The sequence below is a fragment of the Pseudomonas sp. St29 genome (genome assembly GCF_001547915.1).
Taxonomy (GTDB): domain Bacteria; phylum Pseudomonadota; class Gammaproteobacteria; order Pseudomonadales; family Pseudomonadaceae; genus Aquipseudomonas.
This window is the reverse complement of the sequence record NZ_AP014628.1, coordinates 6,166,250-6,184,522: the sequence shown is the minus strand read 5'-3', so window position 1 is coordinate 6,184,522 and position 18,273 is coordinate 6,166,250. Positions and strand designations below refer to the sequence as shown.

At 64.3% G+C, this 18,273-nt stretch carries 16 protein-coding genes; 4 read left to right on the top strand and 12 right to left on the bottom strand.

From position 1 onward, the window contains the following. Positions 1–102 precede the first annotated feature (102 nt). On the bottom strand, positions 103–1,032 hold the full coding sequence (locus tag PST29_RS27615; RefSeq protein ID WP_060841398.1) for a LysR family transcriptional regulator: 930 nt from the start codon (positions 1,030–1,032) through the stop codon (positions 103–105). Positions 1,033–1,134: 102 nt separating this feature from the next. Here PST29_RS27615 and PST29_RS27610 point away from each other — a divergent pair, with 102 nt between their 5' ends. The 3 genes from PST29_RS27610 (at position 1,135) to PST29_RS31370 (ending at position 3,627) form a co-directional block, all read left to right on the top strand. Continuing rightward, complete coding sequence (locus PST29_RS27610; protein WP_060841397.1) at positions 1,135–1,833, top strand: MOSC domain-containing protein; 699 nt, start codon at positions 1,135–1,137, stop codon at positions 1,831–1,833. After that, positions 1,830–3,113, top strand: a complete 1,284-nt coding sequence (locus PST29_RS27605) for an aspartate aminotransferase family protein (RefSeq protein ID WP_060841396.1) — start codon at positions 1,830–1,832, stop codon at positions 3,111–3,113. Before PST29_RS27610 ends, PST29_RS27605 begins: the two co-directional genes overlap by 4 nt. Before the next feature lie 355 nt (positions 3,114–3,468). Then, positions 3,469–3,627, top strand: coding sequence for a YqaE/Pmp3 family membrane protein (locus tag PST29_RS31370; protein WP_011063854.1), 159 nt, complete (start codon positions 3,469–3,471; stop codon positions 3,625–3,627). Positions 3,628–3,668: 41 nt separating this feature from the next. On the opposite strand, the gene PST29_RS27600 is transcribed toward PST29_RS31370, so the two are convergent. The 10 genes from PST29_RS27600 to PST29_RS27560 form a co-directional block, all read right to left on the bottom strand. Next, the gene (locus PST29_RS27600) at positions 3,669–5,501 is read right to left on the bottom strand and encodes a S9 family peptidase (protein ID WP_060844796.1); all 1,833 of its coding nucleotides are present in this window, start codon (positions 5,499–5,501) and stop codon (positions 3,669–3,671) included. After that, positions 5,467–6,633, bottom strand: a complete 1,167-nt coding sequence (pqqE, locus tag PST29_RS27595; protein ID WP_060844795.1) for a pyrroloquinoline quinone biosynthesis protein PqqE — start codon at positions 6,631–6,633, stop codon at positions 5,467–5,469. Before pqqE ends, PST29_RS27600 begins: the two co-directional genes overlap by 35 nt. Next, on the bottom strand, positions 6,605–6,880 hold the full coding sequence (gene pqqD / locus PST29_RS27590) for a pyrroloquinoline quinone biosynthesis peptide chaperone PqqD (RefSeq protein ID WP_016964625.1): 276 nt from the start codon (positions 6,878–6,880) through the stop codon (positions 6,605–6,607). Before pqqD ends, pqqE begins: the two co-directional genes overlap by 29 nt. Further along, a complete protein-coding gene (gene pqqC, locus PST29_RS27585; RefSeq protein ID WP_060841392.1) occupies positions 6,877–7,629 on the bottom strand; it encodes a pyrroloquinoline-quinone synthase PqqC in 753 nt (250 codons plus the stop codon). The genes pqqD and pqqC overlap by 4 nt, the downstream gene beginning before the upstream one ends. A 74-nt stretch (positions 7,630–7,703) precedes the next feature. Further along, positions 7,704–8,615, bottom strand: coding sequence for a pyrroloquinoline quinone biosynthesis protein PqqB (gene pqqB / locus PST29_RS27580; RefSeq protein ID WP_060841391.1), 912 nt, complete (start codon positions 8,613–8,615; stop codon positions 7,704–7,706). 103 nt (positions 8,616–8,718) lie between these two features. Next, positions 8,719–8,793 carry a pyrroloquinoline quinone precursor peptide PqqA gene (pqqA, locus tag PST29_RS31365; RefSeq protein ID WP_003194766.1) on the bottom strand — a complete coding sequence of 25 codons (75 nt, stop codon included), beginning with the start codon at positions 8,791–8,793 and terminating at the stop codon, positions 8,719–8,721. A gap of 156 nt (positions 8,794–8,949) precedes the next feature. Further along, entirely contained in the window at positions 8,950–11,412 is a 2,463-nt protein-coding gene (pqqF, locus tag PST29_RS27575) for a pyrroloquinoline quinone biosynthesis protein PqqF (RefSeq protein WP_060844794.1), read from the bottom strand. A 48-nt stretch (positions 11,413–11,460) separates the two neighbouring features. Then, the gene (locus PST29_RS27570; RefSeq protein WP_060841389.1) at positions 11,461–12,255 is read right to left on the bottom strand and encodes a carbon-nitrogen hydrolase family protein; all 795 of its coding nucleotides are present in this window, start codon (positions 12,253–12,255) and stop codon (positions 11,461–11,463) included. Positions 12,256–12,353: 98 nt separating this feature from the next. Further along, positions 12,354–14,036: a flavin monoamine oxidase family protein gene (locus tag PST29_RS27565; protein WP_047306368.1), complete on the bottom strand. Its 1,683-nt coding sequence runs from the start codon at positions 14,034–14,036 to the stop codon at positions 12,354–12,356. 176 nt (positions 14,037–14,212) lie between these two features. Further along, on the bottom strand, positions 14,213–14,674 hold the full coding sequence (locus PST29_RS27560; RefSeq protein WP_011063845.1) for an Lrp/AsnC family transcriptional regulator: 462 nt from the start codon (positions 14,672–14,674) through the stop codon (positions 14,213–14,215). A 206-nt stretch (positions 14,675–14,880) separates the two neighbouring features. Between PST29_RS27560 and PST29_RS27555 the strand changes: the two genes are divergently transcribed. Then, positions 14,881–17,256, top strand: coding sequence for a glucose/quinate/shikimate family membrane-bound PQQ-dependent dehydrogenase (locus PST29_RS27555; RefSeq protein ID WP_060844793.1), 2,376 nt, complete (start codon positions 14,881–14,883; stop codon positions 17,254–17,256). A gap of 180 nt (positions 17,257–17,436) precedes the next feature. Here the strand turns inward: PST29_RS27555 and PST29_RS27550 are convergent, their stop codons facing one another. Beyond that, on the bottom strand, positions 17,437–18,150 hold the full coding sequence (locus PST29_RS27550; RefSeq protein ID WP_060841387.1) for a type 1 glutamine amidotransferase domain-containing protein: 714 nt from the start codon (positions 18,148–18,150) through the stop codon (positions 17,437–17,439). Between the last annotated feature and the right edge of the window lie 123 nt (positions 18,151–18,273).

The following is an 18,273-nucleotide window of genomic DNA, read 5'->3' as shown; positions in this document are numbered from 1 at the left end:
ATTCCGCCAGGATGGTGGAGTGAAAAGGATGTCAGGGAAACAGTCTGCAAAACCCCGCTTCGGCGGGGTTTTCTTTTGCCCGGCTTTTTTATTCCGGCGAGTTCAGCCCAGGATGTCCGGCACCACCGTTGTGCCCAGGCGTCCGTCGTGGGTGCTCATCGAATCTTCCAGCAAGGTTCGCAGCAATTCCAGCGTCCCCTGCTGACGCTGCAGATCGCGACAGACCAATCCGACTTTCAATGGCACCCTGGGTTCGCTCAAGGGCTTCCACAGCAATTCGCTGTTGCTGTGCTGCTGTTGCGAACGCCCCGGAAGCACGGTGGCCAGCTGGGTGTGGGGCAGGCTGTCGAGGATGCCGGCCATGTTGTTCAGTTCCGCCTGTACCTGCGGGCGCCGTCCCAGATTGGCCAGTTGTGCCTGCCAGATCTGGCGCACCTGAAACTCCTCTCCCAGTAGCAACATCGGCAGTTCCGCCGCCTGGCTCATGGACACCTTCTTGAATTCGCGCAACGGGTGTTGCGCGGGGATGACCAGTGTCAGCTCGTCTTCATAGAGCGGAACGCCATGCAGGCCGGGCTGGCGTGGCGGCAGGTAGCTGATGCCGATATCCAGCGAGCCATTGAGCAAGCGCCGTTCGATCTCCAGGCCCGTCAGTTCGTAGATCTGCACCACCAGATGGGGCTGGGCTTTGCGTACCCGTTCGAGCATCTGCGGCACCAGACTGGTGTGCACCGTTTGCAGTACGCCGATGGCCAGGGTGCGCAGGGCCTGGCCCTTGAAGTTGCGCAAGGCTTCGCGGGCCTGTTGCAGGCCATCGAGCAGGGGCAGGGCGTGATTGTAGAGGGTGTGGGCGGCCAGGGTCGGCAAGAGCCGCTTGCTGCTGCGTTCAAACAGGCTGACGTCGAGGTTCTGCTCCAGTTGGCGGATCTGCTGGGACAGTGCCGGTTGTGAGATCGACAGGCGCTCTGCAGCACGGCCCACGTGGCCTTCTTCATACACCGCGACGAAATAACGCAGTTGCTTAAAATCCATAAGTATTTCTTATCGAAAAAGCTTAAAAATCGAAATGGCCCGGAGCCCGCAAGGCGCCTAGTCTAGCGCCTATTCACAAGGCTTACAGGGCCAAGAAGGGCGATGAATACCGTTTACGTCGATGGTGTTTACATAGGCAAGGCAAAAAATCTCGGCCAGGGTCTGGTCATAGATACCGACAAGCACCCGGTTGCAAACCGTCTCTGGTTGTGGCCACAAGGCCTGGGCAGCGATGAACAGGGTGATCCGCGCTTTCATAGCGGTCCTGAACGGGCCCTGCATCACTATCCCGCCGAGCACTACGCCCACTGGCGCAAACGTTATCCACAGTTCGATTGGTCGGCCCCGGCCTTTGGCGAAAATCTCTCGACCCGCGGCCTGACCGAAGAGCAGGTGTGCCTGGGGGACATGTTCCGCTGGGGCGGTGCGTTGTTGCAGGTCAGTCAGCCCCGTTCCCCCTGCTACCGCCTGAGCCGGCGCTGGGGGCTGGTCAATCTGCCCCAGCAGGCCCAGGACAATGGCCGCTGTGGCTGGTTCTACCGGGTGCTCAAGCCCGGCTTCGTCCAGGCGGACGAACCCTTGGAACTGATCCAGCGCAGTTATCCCGGCCTGACCGTGGCATGGGCCCTACGCTGTTTTTTCCGGGAGCCCCTGGAGCCTGTCGGTCTGAAAACCCTGATTGACTGCCCCGCGCTGTCCTCGCGCTGGCGCGATATTGCCATCAAGCGCCTGCGCACCGGTCGTGTCGAGGACTGGTCCTCGCGCTTGTTGGGACTGCCCCTGGAGGGCTTGCGGGCATGAATCTGTTCAATCTGCGCCGTACCCCGCCCAGTCTGGAGGATCTGGCCGTCGAGCCCTGTCTGGCTGCCGCGGACGATGGCTGTGCCAGTGAGTGCCTGATGCCCAGCGTGCCGCGCCCCCAGACGGTGTTCGTCCGTGGCCAGGGTTCCTGGTTATGGGACAGCAACGACCGCACCTATCTTGACTTCACCCAGGCCGGAGCCGCCAACAGCCTGGGCCATAGCCCTTCGGTCGTGGTCAATGCCCTGGCCGCCCAGGCCCAGTCGCTGATCAACCCCGGCTCGGGTTTCTACAACCGCGGCATGCTCAAGCTTGCCGATCGCCTGTGCCGCAGCACCGGCAGCGACCAGGCCTATCTGTTGAGCAGTGGCAGCGAAGCCTGCGAGGCCGCGATCAAGCTGGCCCGCAAGTGGGGACAACTGCACCGAGGCGGCGCGGCCGGCATCATCACCGCCAGTCGCAGTTGTCATGGTCGGGGTTTTGCCGCGCTGTCGGCGGCGGGGCGTGGTGCCCCGGGCAATCGCTTCGAGCCCCAGCTGCCGGGCTTCAGCCAGGTGCCGTTCAATGATCTGCCCGCTTTGCACGCGGCAGTGGATGCGCAAACCGTGGCCATCATGCTGGAGCCGATCCAGGGCGAGGCCGGGGTCATTCCAGCGACTGAACACTACCTCAAGGGCGTGGAACGTCTGTGTCGTGAGCTGGGCATCCTATTGATTCTCGATGAGGTGCAGACCGGCATCGGCCGCTGCGGCACGCTGCTGGCCGAACAGTTGTATGGCGTGCGCGCCGACATCATTGCCTTGGGCAAGGGCCTGGGCGGCGGCGTGCCGCTGGCGGCGCTGCTGGCGCGGGGCAAGGCCTGCTGTTTCGAAGCGGGCGAACTGGACGGCACGCATCACGGTAATGCGCTGATGACTTCGGCCGGCCTGGCGGTGCTGGACAGTCTGCAGGAGCACGGTTTTCTGCAGCAGGTGCGCACCCATGGCCAGTACCTGGGGCAGGGGCTGACGCGCCTGGCGAGCCGTTATGCACAGGGCGAAGTGCGTGGCCATGGACTGCTCTGGGGCATGAGCCTGGCCGACGCCTCGGCTGAGGCGGTGGTCAAGGCGGCGCTGCTCGAAGGGTTGTTGCTCAGTGCCCCGCAACCGGACTGCCTGCGCTTCACCCCGGCCCTGAGTGTCAGCAAGGGCAATATCGATGAAATGCTGCTGCGCCTGGCCCGGGCGTTCTCCCGGGTGCGCACTGCACAACTGCAATGCCGCAAGGGGGTGGTGGTCTGATATCCAGGCCGATCCGGCGCGCTTCACCGAGGTTTGCTGCCACCTCACGTTGACTGAATTCCTGAACCGTCTCGCGGTATAACGCATCGCCCCGTGTCCGATTTTTCGCACGGGGCGTTTTTTTGTCTCCGTGTTGTTCAGCGTCCGGTGTGGCCCTTGAAACCTCGGTCGCTTGCTGGCTCGTTGCGCCTATCGACCCGGGCCGTCGCTGTCATCGGCTGAATGCCATTGGGGCAGAGCCACTGCAACAAGACCGCCCTGCGGGCTGGCGGGTGATTGTTCTGAACCCTGGCCCGCGGCCGGGGTCGATTGCAGGCAAGGCTCAACCGAGCCGATTTCCAACAGGAGCTGCCCTATGGACTTGATCCGCATCATCTTCGCCATTCTCTTGCCGCCCCTGGGGGTATTTCTGCAAGTGGGCTTTGGCGGCGCTTTCTGGCTGAACATCCTGCTGACCCTGTGTGGCTACATCCCCGGTATCGTTCACGCGGTCTACATCATCGCCAAACGCTGATGGTCCGGCCCGCCCGTTCCGCTGGAACGGGCGGGCCTTGCTCAAGGCTGCGCCTGCAGCACCTTCTGATAGAACCGCCACTCCTGCTCCAGGGCGTGAGCCTGATTGTCCGCCTTGCGAAAGCCGTGGCGTTCATCCGGGTAGTAATGCGCCTCGGCGGCAATGCCCTGGTCCTTGAGCGCCTTGAGCATGTCGCGGGTTTGTTGCGGCACCACCACGGCGTCCAGCTCGCCCTGGAAAAACACCACCGGGACGCGGATGTCGCCGGCGTGCAGCAGCGGTGTGCGGGCCAGATAGCGCTGCCGGTCCTGCTGCGGATCGCCGATCAGCCAGTCCAGATAGTCGCCCTCGAACTTGTGCGTGGAACGGCTGAGGGCAATGGGGTCGCTGACCCCGTACAAGCTGGCGCCGGCACAGAACACCTTGGCGAAAGCCAGGGCACAGAGGGTGGTATAGCCCCCCGCGCTGCCGCCACGGATGAATGCCTGCCGTGGGTCGATCAGCCCTTGCTGGTCCAGGTAGGACACCACCGCGCAGGCATCTTCCACATCCACTTCGCCCCAGCGCAGGTGCAGGGCCTGGCGATAGGCCCGGCCATAGCCGCTGCTGCCCCGGTAGTTCAGATCGGCCACGGCGAAGCCGCGCTGGGTCCAGAACTGGATGCGCGGATCGAGTATCGGATAGCAGGCCGAGGTCGGACCTCCGTGGATGAACACCACCAGGGGCGGTCGCTTGACCCCGTTCATGGCCGGATAGAAGAAACCGTGGGCCTGGCCGTCGCCGCTGGGGTAGCACAGGGTTTGCGGACGGCTGATGTGTTCCGCCGGCAGCGGCGCCACGCCGCCGGCCAGTACCTGTACCTGCCGGGTTTCCCGCTCGATGGTGATCACGGCCGAGGGGCTGACGGGGGAGGCGGCGATGCAATACAGGTAGCGCTGATCCAGCGCCAGGCCGCGAAAGCGACTGTAGTCGCCACTGAAGTCCTGTTGCGCACCGTCGGCGTGGTGCAGGCCGAGACGGCCGAAGCCATTCTCGGTCCAGCTGCCGAACCAGGCGTCACCGCCCAGGGGCATCCAGGTGCTGCAGCCCAGCTGCCAGGGCGCTGGCGCGTGATCGGCCGCGGCACAGGGCAGCGGTCGCAAGCCGCTGCCGGACTCGGCCCAGGGTTGCCAGAAACCCTGGCGATCGGTCAGGCAGTAGAGTTGCTGGTCCTGGTCGAAGCGTGGCTGCTGCAGGGATTCCTGCTCGCCGTCCCCGGCTACGCAGCGCGGTTCACCCCAGGTGCCGTCGCCTTGGCGTTCGGCGAGCATCAGGCGAGTGCAGGTCCAGGGCTGATGGGGGCGATCCCATTCGATCCAGGCCAGGCGTTGGCCGTTGGCGCTCAAGGTCGGAGCGGCATAGAAGTCGGCCCCGGCGGCGAGCAGCTGCCGACCCCCGTCGTTGAGGTCGATGGCCACCAGCCGGTGCTCGTTGGCGCACTCTTCCACGGCCAGGACCTGATCGGCGTGAGCCTGCAGATCACCGTAGCGGCAAGCGCCCCGGGTCAGGGCTTCTGGCGCGCCGCCGGCCAGGGGCTGGCGATACAGCTGCTGGTCTGCGTCATTGACGAACACCAGGTGTTCGCCGCTGATGCAGAAGGCGCCGCCGCCATATTCGTAGACCCGGCTGCGGGCGCTGAAACCCGCCGGGGTCAGGCAACGGGCCTGGCCTTGCTGCCAATGCCAGATCCGGCAACTGGCGTCTGCGGGACGGTATTCATTCCAGAACAGGCCGTGGGGCGTCAGTTGCAGTTCGGCAAAATCGGTTCCGGCGGCGGTGGCCTGGTTGGCGCTGAAGGGCTCAACCCTTGGCGATGAGGCGTGAGTTTCGTTCATTGCGAAAGGCCAGTTGCTCAATGGTTTGGGTGGCGGTTTCGGATTCTTCGCGGGCCTTGAGAATCATCCCGTGGTGTTCCGATTTGCTGCACACCGGGTCGGCATTGCTGGCATCCCCCGTGAGCATGAAGGCCTGGCAGCGGCAGCCACCGAAGTCCTTTTCCTTCTCGTCGCAAGAGCGGCACGGCTCGGGCATCCAGTCGTAGCCGCGATAGCGGTTGAAGCCGAAGGAGTCGTACCAGATGTGCTGCATGCTGTGGTCGCGCACATTGGGGAACTGCACCGGCATCTGCCGCGCGCCGTGGCAGGGCAGGGCGGTGCCGTCCGGGGTCACGGTGAGGAAGATGCTGCCCCAGCCATTCATGCAGGCCTTGGGGCGCTCTTCGTAGTAGTCCGGGGTGACGAAGATCAGTTTGCAGGGATGGCCCTGGGCTTCCAGCTTGGCGCGGTACTCGTTGGTAATGCGTTCCGCGCGCACCAGCTGCTCCTTGGTCGGCAGCAGGCCGACGCGGTTGAGCTGGGCCCAGCCGTAGAACTGGCAGGTGGCGAGCTCGACGAAGTCGGCTTCCAGGGCTATGCACAGCTCGATGATGCGGTCGATTCTGTCGATGTTGTGCCGGTGGGTGACGAAGTTCAGCACCATCGGGTAACCGTGGGCCTTGACCGCACGGGCCATTTCCAGCTTCTGCGCGAAGGCTTTCTTCGAGCCGGCCAGCAGGTTGTTCACCTGCTCGTCGCTGGCCTGGAAGCTGATCTGGATGTGGTCCAGGCCGGCTTTCTTGAAGTCGCTGATCTTCTGTTCGGTGAGGCCGATGCCGGAGGTGATCAGGTTGGTGTAGAAACCCAGCTTGCGCGCCTCGCCGATCAGTTCGGCCAGGTCCTGGCGCACCAGAGGCTCACCGCCGGAAAAGCCCAGCTGCGCGGCGCCCATCTCCCGCGCTTCGCGAAACACCTTGATCCATTGTTCGGTGCTCAGCTCCTTGCCCTGCTCGGCGAAATCCAGGGGATTGGAGCAGTAGGGGCATTGCAGCGGACAGCGGTAAGTCAGCTCGGCCAGCAACCACAGTGGCAGGCCGACTGGCGGTTTGTCGGGCACGACGGCTTCAGCCGAGTTCGATCCAGTGCTGGGCACGGGCGACCTCCATGAACTGCTCGATATCGTCACCGAGCTCGGCCACTCCGGGGAACTGCACCTGAAGCTCCTGGATGATCGCCGCCACGTCCCGCTCGCCGTCGATCAGGCCGCCGATCAGTGCCGCACTGTCGTTGAGCTTGATCATGCCTTCCGGGTACAGCAGCACGTGGCCCTTTTGTGCCGGTTCGTACTGGAAGCGGTAGCCGGGGCGCCAGCGTGGGGTCTTGCTGCGGTCGAAACTCATAGAGGGATCCCTTTATGCCAGACCCGCTGATCGGTAACGCTGTGATAAGGCGGGCGGTTCAGTTCATAGGCCATGCTCATGGCGTCGAGCATGCTCCAAAGGATGTCCAGTTTGAACTGGAGAATTTCCAGCATGCGTTCCTGGCCGGCACGGGTGGTGTAGTGCTGCAGGGTGATCGCCAGGCCGTGTTCCACATCGCGCCGGGCCTGGCCCAGTCGGGTGCGGAAGTACTCGTAGCCGGCCGGGTCGATCCACGGGTAATGCTGGGGCCAGCTGTCCAGGCGCGACTGGTGGATCTGTGGGGCGAACAGCTCGGTCAGCGAGCTGCTGGCGGCCTCCTGCCAACTGGCGCGGCGGGCGAAGTTGACGTAGGCGTCCACGGCGAAGCGCACCCCGGGCAGTACCAGTTCCTGGGAACGCAGTTGCTCCGGGTCCAGGCCCACCGCCTGGCCCAGGCGCAGCCAGGCCTCGATGCCGCCGTCCTCACCGGGGGCGCCGTCGTGGTCCAGCAGGCGCTGGATCCACTCGCGGCGAACTTCCCGGTCCGGGCAGTTGGCGAGGATCGCCGCATCCTTCATGGGGATGTTCACTTGGTAGTAGAAGCGGTTGGCGACCCAGCCCTGGATCTGTTCGCGGCTTGCCCGGCCTTCATACATCGCCACGTGATAGGGGTGATGGATGTGGTAATAGGCGCCCTTGGCGCGCAGTGCCTGCTCGAACTCGGCAGGGGACAGGGGGGTGTCGGTCATGTGTGTTCTCCGGGGGGCTGTCCTTTCGCGGGCAAGCCCGCTCCTACGCAAAGCGAGCTTGTAGGCGATATGGCCTACAGCTCAATACTCATTCCGTCGTAAGCCACTTCCACCTTTCGACGTACCAGTTCGGCACGTTCGGCGGAGTCTTCGTCGAGGATCGGGTTGGTGTTGTTGATGTGGATCAGCACCTTGCGCTGGCGGGGCAGTTGCTCCAGCACCTCGAGCATGCCGCCGGGACCGTTCTGCGCCAGGTGGCCCATTTCCTGGCCGGTGCGTGTGCCGACGCCACGGCGCTGCATTTCATCGTCTTCCCACAGGGTGCCGTCCACCAGCAGCACGTCGCTGGCGGCCATGATCTCCAGCAGGGGCGCATCGACTTTGCCCAGGCCCGGGGCATAGAAGAGTTTGCCGCCGCTGCGCAGGTCTTCGACGATCAGGCCGATGTTGTCCCCCGGGTGCGGGTCGAAACGGTGCGGAGAATAGGGCGGCGCCGCGCTGCGCAGGGGCAGCGGCGTGAAGCGCAGGTTGGGGCAGGCGGGGATGCTGAAGCTCTGGTCCAGTTCGATGCGGTTCCAGTTCAGGCCGCCGTTCCAGTGGCTGAGCATCTTGAACAGCGGAAAGCCGGTGCTCAGGTCTTCGTGGACCATGTCGGTGCACCAGACCTGATGCGGACAGCCTTCACGCAGGCTGAGCAGGCCGGTGGTGTGATCGATCTGGCTGTCCATCAGGATGATGGCGCCGATTCCGCTATCGCGCAGGGCCCGGCCCGGTTGCATGGGGGCGAAGCCCTGCAGTTGGGCGCGGATGTCCGGGGAGGCGTTGCACAGTACCCAGTTCACCCCGTCATCGGAAATGGCGATGGACGATTGGGTGCGGGCCTGGGCCCGCAGGCTGCCGTCGCGAAACCCTGCGCAGTTCACGCAGTTGCAGTTCCACTGCGGAAAACCACCGCCGGCGGCGGAACCTAGAATCTGGACAAACATGGACACTCCCGGGGTGACGACGTGAACAAGGTGGGCAACTGAAAATAAAAACGCCCCGGACGGGCCGAGGCGTTGCGCTGCGTGTTTCGGCCAGAGGCAGAAATCAGCGGCTGGCGAAGTACATGGTGACTTCGAAGCCGATACGCAGGTCGGTGTAAGCAGGTTTGGACCAGGTCATAAAAATGCTCCTTTGAGGTGGGTGGGACGGGTATTGCCTATACATATAGTCCACCTCCGGCGGGAGATGTTCAGATGCTTAGGGGGCTATCTTACTAAATTCCCGCAAAAGGTTGCCTGCAAATCTTAAGAAAGCTCATTGCAGCGCCGGTAATGATCATTGCGCCACTTGCCAAGGGGCTCCCGGGCAAGGCCCGGTGGCCAGTAGTGTCCAGCCACCGGCTGCCGCCTGCAGGGCCTGGGCGGCCTGAATCACGGTGTCGGGCGTGAGGGCCAGGATGCTGGCATGCAGTTGCGTCAGGTAATCCGACGGATGGCCGGCCAGTCGCGCCTGCCAGAGCCATTGCGCAGCCTGTTCCAGGGGCAGCAGCGAGGCCTGGAACTGCTGGGCCAAAGCCTGTCGCTGTTCGTTCCAGAACGCCTCGTCGAGCGTGCGCAGATGCTCCGGCCATTGCTGGAGAAATTGCTCCACGTGCTGAAGGATTTCGCTGAGCGTCGCGCTAGGCGATTGCACGCCGAACAGCAGGCCGGTCTGGCCGTTGCGCTGGCGCACGGCGCTGAACACCGCATAGCCCAGCTGCAACTCCACCCGCAGGCGTTGATAGAACGGCGTCTGGCAGAGCTGGCCCAGCAGGCGCCAGGCCGCTTCATCGGCCAGTCGCGGGCCGGGCGTGGGGCAGAACAGCAACAGCGCCTGTTCCCCGGCATCCCCGGGCAGGCTCTGCCAGCGGTGGACGGCCTCGGCTGCCGGCGGCTGGCAGAGCCCGGCATCCGCACTGCCGGGCATCCGCTGCAGCACTCGACCAAGGGCCTCCTGAATGCCTGCGGGCAACCCCAGGGCCAGGCCATCCCAGCGGGCGTCGGCCCACAGTGCTTGCAGATCCGATGCCTGCGTGCAGCGGGCGTCGGTGGCTTGTGGCTGCTCGCTGAAGGCCTTGAGCAGCCGCCGGATTGGCATCAACGGTGCTTCGTCCGGGGCGGCAGGGTTCTCCTGCCAGAACGAGTCGACGGGCTGGGTCAGTTGTATCAAGGCCTGTTGCAGCACCGCCGGCAGGGGGGGCTGCAGGCCAGTGAGTGTCAGCAACCAGTCTTCGCCAGCGCTGGCAAAGCTCAATTGCACACCGGCCTGGGCGGCGTCGCTGCGCAGGGGCGCGAGGCTGTACTGCAGCCGTTCGTGCAAGCCGGCCGGAGCGGGCGAGGCCAGGCGCCAACGTAGAATCAGGGCCCCTTCATGACCGTCCGTGGGCAGGGCCTGGCTCAGGTGCAGCGCCGAGGTTTCTCGGCGGCTTCGCGAGCGATCCTGCGCGAAGGTGCGCAGCCCGCGGTGTGCACTGGTCTGTCCACGAATCAGTCCCGCCCGCGGCGCCTCGGCAGCGCTGCGCAGGAAAGGGTTGGCCGCTGGCAGGCGCCATTCGCTGCTGAAGTTATCCACAACCTGGGGCTGCAACTGTGCAAGCACCGCCTTGAGCGCCGCGAGCCCCTGCGCATTCAGCTCACCGATGCTCTGGCGGCTGTCCCGCTGGGCCAATGCCAGAGCACTGGCGACCTGCAACGGGCGTTGTTGCAGCAAGGCATATTCCTCCCGCAGCTCGGGCCAATCGCCCTGGGCCCTGAAGAAGCCCAGCCAGTCTCCGAGCAGCTCGCTGACCTGGGCCGCGGCTGTCGTTGCCCGGGTGCTAAGGGTCACCTGCAGGTGCAACAAGGCCTGCCCGGCAAATTCATACAGCGTCTGTGCCTTCAGGCCCTGGGCCAACTGGCGTTGCTGGAGCCCGGCAAGCAGCCCTCCCGGCTTGGCCGATTGCAGCCAGGTACAGAGAAAGTCCAGGGCGGGTGCTGCGCCGTCGGGCAGTTGTTCGAAGGCGAACAGCAGGTCCAGGCGTTGTGCCTCGAGCTGTTGATAGCTGCGGGTGCCGCTCGGCAACAGCGCGGGAGGTCGGCGCTGCTCAAGATGCCGGCCCTGGGCCAGAGTCGCGCCGTAGCGTTCGGCCAGTTCGCGAAGTTCTTCCAGAGGCTGGGGGCCGACCAGGCTCAGGGTCATTTGCCCGGCCTGGTAAAACTTTTGATGAAACTGCTGTAGCGCTTGCTGAAAACCGCGGCTGGCCAGGTTCAGGCTGTAACGGTTGCCGGCATGGAAGGCCCGCAGCGGATGAGCGCCAGACAGACCGTCGAACAGCGCGAACTGACGCTGCGCCGCCTGATCCCGGGACCAGGCGATAAATTCCGCGTGCAGCACTTCCCGCTCCCGGCGCTGGTCATCAAGGTCCAGGCGCGGGTGGGCGAGCATGTCGCACAGGCGTTCCATACCGGCGGCAAGAGCACTGGGCGGCAGTTCGAAGAAGAACTCGGTCGCACGTTCACAGGTCTTGGCATTGAGCTGTCCGCCCTGGTTTCGCACATGGGCCATCAGCCCCTGTTCGGCAGGAAAGCGCTCGGTGCCGAGAAACAGCAGGTGCTCCAGAAAGTGCGCCAGCCCCGGCCACGCCGCCGGCGCATCGTGGCTGCCGGCGCAGACCCGCAGTGCCGCGGCGCAACGTTTCAGGTGAGGGGCATGACGCAGGGACACCCGCAGGCCGTTGGCCAGGGTTTGCAAGTGAGGCAGGGGGTGGTTCAGCGCGGGCATGAGCACTTCCAGAACAGAGAGGCGCCCATGCTAGCGGATATGGGCGGATCAGCGCTTGCTCAGGTCGTCGTATAGCTCGGGGCGACGATCGGCAAGGTAGCGGTTCAGCGCCCGGGATTGGTTCATCAGCGTACGATCCAGGGTGCCGATGATCAGGGCTTCGTCCAGCCCGGCCAGGGCGATCCGGCTGCCGTCGGGGGCGGCGATGGAGCTTTGGCCGCAATAGCGGATCTGCTCTTCCCGGCCGCAGTAGTTGGCGTAGGCCACATAGCACTGGTTTTCGAAGGCCCGGGCGCGAATCGTCACATCGGCGACGAAGTCGTAGGGAATCATGTTTGCCGTCGGCACCAGGATCAGCTCGGCACCGGCCAGGGCCAGGCGCCGGGCGTTCTCCGGAAATTCGATGTCGTAGCAGATCAGGAAGCCGAGCTTCCAGCCGTTGAGCTCCACCAGGGGGAAGTCATCCGCACCGGCGCTGAACATCGAGTGATCCAGATCACCGAACAGATGAGTCTTGCGGTAGTTGCACAGGCGCTGGCCCTGGGCGTCGATCAACTGCACGGCGTTGTAGATCTGGCCGTCGCTGCTGCGCTCCGGGTAGCCGTAGAGAATCGCCGTGCCGGCGGCCTGGGCGATGGCGGCGATGCGCTGGGCCGAGGGGCCGTCCTGGGCCTCGGCCAGGGCGCCGACCGCTTCGGCACCGATGTTGTAGCCGCTGAGGAACATCTCCGGCAGCACCAGCAAATCGGCATCCGTGGCCTCCATGGCCACCCGGTGCAGGCGCTGCAGGTTACCGGCCACATCCAGTGGCGCGGGCGGGCACTGGTACAAGGCGACGTGCATGGTCTTCACTCCTCTGACTGACTGGCCGACCACTGTAGCGGCTGGCGCAGGCGGCGATAAGCCCCGCCAGGGACTTGCCGCGCGCCATGGTCCGTTGCTCAGTCCGCCAGGGCAATCGGTCCGATTTCGTGGAACACGTCCCCCGGTCCCGGGTTCTCGGGATGGGTGGCGCCGCCGAAGTGCTTCATGATGCCCCACACGGCGTTGAGCGAGGTCTGCACCGCGCCCTCGACCCAGGCCGGGGTCCAGGACACGTCATCGCCGGCGATGAAGATGCCGCGCTGTTCGGCCGGCATGTCGTCCTGCATGAAGTGCGCGTACATGCGCTGGTTGTAGCGGTAATGGCCCGGCAGCGCGCCCTTGAAGGCACCGAGGAAATGCGGATCGGCCTCCCAGGACACGGTGATCGGATCGCCGATGATGCGGCTGGCGATGTCGACTTTCGGGTAGATCTTCTTCAAGGCGTCCAGGGCCAGCTTCACGCGCTTTTCCACCGGCTGCGGGAGCATCTTCAGGGCGTCGCTCATCCACGAGTAGGACAGGCAGATCACCCCCGGCTTGTCGTCGCCGTTGTCGAACAGGTAGGTGCCGCGAGTCAGGCGGTCGGTGAGGGTCATGCTCATCAGGTCGCGGCCGGTTTCCGGGTCCTTGTCCTTCCAGAACGGCCGGTCGACCATGACGAAGGTCTTCGACGACTGCATGTAGCGGGTGCGGTCCAGGGCCATCCACATCTTCTGCGAGAACAGCGACTCTTCGCATTCGATCTGGGTGGTTAGCAGCCAGCTCTGGCAGGTGGTCAGGACCGCCGCGTATTCCCGGGTATCGCCCCAGTTGTCGGTGACGCTGAAGCGGCCGTCGGCGGCCCGGGCAATGCGCTTGACTCCGGTGCGTGGCGCGCCATGGTGCAGCGAGCTGAGGCTGGTGCCGGCCGGCCAGTGGGCGCAACGCTCCGGCACGTGGCGCCAGATGCCCAGGGGCACCTGTTCGACGCCGCCGACCACCAGATGCTGGTGATCGTCGCAGTTGGTCATGACCACGCGGAAGATTTCCAGCATCGAGTTGGGGAAGTCCGAGTCCCAGCCGCCGGTGCCGAAGCCCACCTGGCCGAACACTTCACGATGGTGGAACGACAGTTTGGCAAAGGCCTTGGAGGTGGCGACGAAGTCGTAAAAGGTGCGGTCGTCCCACAGCGGCACCAGGGTGTTCCACAGCTCCTTGAGGCGCGGCACGTCGCGATCGCGGATGGCTTGCTGGATCTCGCTGAAGCGCGAGCCGTCCTCCAGGGCGTCGGCCCAGGCGTCGGCGACTTCCTGGAACAGGGCCGGCAGGTCGGCGAGTTTCTGGGCGTAGTGGGTCTGGCCTTCGAGATCGATGACCGTGCTGCCCGACGCCGGGGTCAGCGGGTTGGGGAAGGGCTTGGTCTCAAGGCCGAGCTTGTCGACGTAGTGATAGAAGGCCGTGGACGACACCGGAAAGCGCATGCCACCGAGTTCGGCGATGATGCCTTCGGCGCCTTCGAAGGCCTGGGAGCGCAGGCGGCCACCCATTTTCGACGCTTCATAGACCACCGGCTTGAGGCCCAGTTTCATCAGTTCGTAAGCGGCGACCAGGCCGGCGATACCCGCGCCGACGATGGCCACTTCGGTGCCGTGCTGGGCTTCGGGGATGCTACCCAGGCCGGCGGGGTGCTCGATCCAGTCGTCAAAGGCGAAAGGAAAATCCGGGCCGAAGATGGTGATCGGTTTTTTACCGTCTGCAGGATGGCGATTGTTCTTGTTCATGGCTGACCTTGGCGGGCGGCTCAGCAGAGTGCTGAGTATAGGAAAAGATGGCAGCCATTCTAGAGAGGGGGAAACACGTAAATAAGACGCAAACTGTCGTCGTTATGCATTGTTATTTATCAACCTGACGAAGAGATGATTCAGATTGACGATGGAGCGCTTTCAGCTGTGGGGCTTCAGAGCGCATGCCCGCGATCGATCTTGCTGCTGAGGATGATCGAGGTGGTGGTCTTTTCCACGCCGTCGACGCTGCCGATCTGGTCCAGCAATTGGTCCAACTGTTCCGGCGAGTCGGTGCGCAGCCAGGCCACGTAATCGAACTCGCCGCTCACCGCGCACAGTTGCTGGACCTGAGCCATGCCGCTCAGGCGCCGCAGCACTTCCTTGCCGGAGCGCGGCTGGACCTTGATCCCCACATACGCCTGCAAGCCGCCGTCGACCACCCTCTGACCCAGGCGCACACCGTAGCCGGTGATGACCCGGGTCTTTTCCAGGCGCGCCAGACGCGAAGTCACGGTGGTGCGGGCAATACCCAGCTGCCGGGCCAGCATGGCCACGCTTTCGCGGGCATTGATCTGCAGGGCGGCGATCAGTTGGCGATCGACTTCATCAAGAACGGGAGGGCGGCTATCGGACAAGGGGGGCTCCAGCACGGCTATCGAGGGAGCGAGCATGTTACAGCCTCGGGCAAACCCTGGCTGCTGCTGCCGATTGTCTGTTCTGGCCAGGGACTGAGCTTTCGCCATCGGGACTTTTTTTGAAACAAATAGCCTGCGACAAGTTGTCATAAGTAACCAGTTAGTACATTCTCGCTGCCTAGTTTTACAAATGGCAGAGGTTTGACATGAAAAACACGGGGGCTGCCACCGGCAGCCGATGGCTCCTGGCGGGGTTGGGCATTCTGATTGCCCTGATCGGGCTGGGCCTGGCGGGAGGCGGTGGCTATCTCCTGAGTCTGGGAGGCAGCGCCTATTTCCTGTTGATGGGCCTGGCGATGCTGGTGTCCGGCATTCTGATTGCCCGGGCCAATCCTCGTGGCGCCAGACTGTACGGCGTGGCCCTGGTGCTGACCGCGATCTGGGCGGTCTGGGATGCCGGCTTGGAATACTGGCCGCTGGTTTCGCGGGTGCTGACCTTTGCCGTGATCGGCCTGGTGGTGGCGCTGATCTATCCGACCCTGATGCGCGCCTCCGGTGCCCGCGCCGGGCGTGCGGCTCATGGGCTGGCGGGGCTGCTGGGCGTTGGCATAGTGGCGACCCTGGCCTACATGTTCGTGCCGACCCATGTGGTCAAGGCCGACAGCGTACCGGCCATCCAGCCGGTGGCTCCCGCCGAGCAGCAGAAAGACTGGGCCCACTGGGGCAACACCACGGCGGGCAACCGCTTTGCTGCCCTGGACCAGATCAACAAGGGCAATATCGGCCAACTGCAAGTGGCCTGGACCTTCCGCACCGGTGACCTGCCCCAAAGCACCGGCGCCGGCGCCGAAGACCAGAACACCCCGCTGCAGATCGGCGATACCGTCTACACCTGCACCGCCTACGGTAAGGTGTTCGCCCTGGACGCCGACACCGGCGCCGAGCGCTGGAAGTTCGACCCGCAAGGCTATGCACCCAACTGGCAGCGCTGCCGTGGCTTGGGCTATTTCGACGCCTCCGCGGTCCCGGTAAGCCAGTCCTCGGCGCCCGCCGCTGCTCCTGCGGCTTGCACCAGGCGCCTGTTCCTGCCGACCGGCGATGCGCGCCTGATTGCGCTCGATGCTGAAACCGGCAAGCCCTGTGAAGACTTCGGCCACCAGGGCACGGTCGATCTGAAAACCGACATGGGCGAGATCAAGCCGGGTTACTACCAGCAAACCTCGACGCCCCTGGTGGCGGGCACCGTGGTCATCGTCGGCGGCCGGGTGGCGGACAACTTCTCCACGGGCGAGCCGCCAGGCGTTGTGCGGGCTTTTGATGTGCGCAGCGGCGATCTGATGTGGGCCTGGGACCCGGGCAACCCGGCCACCACCAAACGTCCGCCGGCGGGTGAAACCTATACCCGTGGCACCCCGAACGTCTGGTCGGCGATGTCCTATGACGCCAAGCTGGGCCTGGTGTACCTGCCCACCGGCAACGCCACGCCGGACTTCTTCGGCGGTCAGCGCAGCGAGTTCGATGACAAGTGGAGCTCCTCGGTCGTCGCCCTCGACGTGAAGACCGGCCAGGTGCGCTGGCATTTCCAGACCACCCACCACGACCTCTGGGATTTCGACCTGCCGGCGCAGCCGCTGCTGTACGACATTCCGGACGATAAGGGCGGCGTGCAACCGGCATTGGCCCAGGTCACCAAACAGGGCGAGATCTTCCTGCTCAACCGCGAAACCGGCAAGCCGATTGCCCGGGTCGAAGAGCGTCCGGTGCCCCAGGGCAATGTGCCGGGGGAGCGTTATTCGCCGACCCAGCCGTTCTCGGTGGAAATGCCATCGATTGGCAATCAGACGCTGACCGAGTCCGACATGTGGGGCGCGACTCCGTTCGACCAGCTGCTGTGCCGCATCCAGTTCAAGGGCATGCGCCATGAGGGCGTGTACACCCCGCCTGGCCTGGATCACGCACTGCAGTTCCCCGGCTCCCTGGGTGGCATGAACTGGGGCAGCGTGTCGGTGGATCCGACCAGCCACTACATGTTCGTCAACGACATGCGCCTGGGCCTGGCCAACTACATGATCCCTCGGGAGCAGATTGGCGCCGGTGCCAGTGGCATCGAAATGGGCGTGGTGCCCCAGGAAGGTACGCCGTTCGGCGCCATGCGCCAGCGCTTCCTCTCGGCGGTGGGCATTCCCTGCCAGAAGCCGCCGTTCGGCACCATGTCGGCCATCGACCTGAAGACCCGCAAACTGATGTGGCAGGTGCCGGTGGGCACCGTGCAGGACACCGGCCCGCTGGGGATTCGCATGCACCTGCCGATCCCGATTGGCATGCCGACTCTTGGCGCGTCTCTGGCGACCCAATCCGGCCTGCTGTTCTTCGCCGGCACCCAGGACTTCTACCTGCGGGCCTTCGATACCGGCAACGGTAATGAAATCTGGAAAGCGCGCCTGCCAGTGGGTAGCCAGTCGGGCCCGATGACTTACGTATCGCCCAAGACCGGGCGCCAGTACATCCTGCTCACGGCCGGTGGCGCACGGCAGTCGACCGATCGCGGTGACTATGTGATTGCCTACGCGCTGCCCAAATAAGGACAGCCGGCGACACAGTGAAAAGCCGCGCAATGCGCGGCTTTTTCATGGGGGCAAGAAATGGCTGGCGATGGCGGTGGTGCCCAGGGGCCTGCCTTGGCGTTGTAAGTATTAGCAGGTCTGAATTTGAGCTGACCACTAATGGTGCAGCGTTAAGTCGGCATCCGGGTTAATTCTGCATCAGCGATAACAGCTTGGCTGAACGAGCAGCAGATCGCGTAGCGCTTCACCCACTCCGGTGGCGGATTGAGGGTTTTGTCCCGTGACGAGCCGACCATCGACCACCACGTTGGCAGTCCAGTTTGCTGCGCCGTGATGATGCGCACCACGCGCACTCAGGGTGCTGGCCAGCAAGAAAGGCACGATGTTGTCGAGCTTGACCGCACGTTCTTCGTCGTCGGTAAACGCACTGAGGTTTTTGCCGGCAACCAGGTAGCTGCCATCGCTGAGCGTCACGTTCACCAGTGCCGCGGGGCCGTGACAGACTGCGGCCACTGCACCACCGGCTTCGAAGAGGTCGCGGGTCATGCTTTGCACGGCAGGGCTAGTCGGGAAATCCCACATCGCACCGTGGCCGCCGGTAAAGAAGATAGCGGCGTACTTCGACGCATCCAGGGCGTCCAGGCGTTGTGTGTTAGCAATGGCGGCGCGAAAGCGACTGTCGTTCCAGTAGCGTGCGTTGGTGACATCATTTAGGTCGAGACCATCGACCGGAGGTTCGCCGCCCTGGATCGAGGCGAACTCGATTGTAAAGCCGGCCGCTTCGAGTACGGCAAGCGGGTGGGTGACTTCGGCGAGGTAAAAGCCCGTCGGCTCGCCACCATCGCCTTTGCTGGCGTGGCTGGTGAGGACCATCAATAGTGGTTTGTGTTGGTTTGCGGATGAGGGCGTCATGATTTTTTCTCTAGAGTTCAAGCTGAAGGAGCAATGCCGGTGGCAGTGCCCACTGGCACAGTCGGGGAATTCGCTGGAGCGGCTGAGCCGCAAATGTTGTCGTTAGAAAGTCGCTTTACCGAC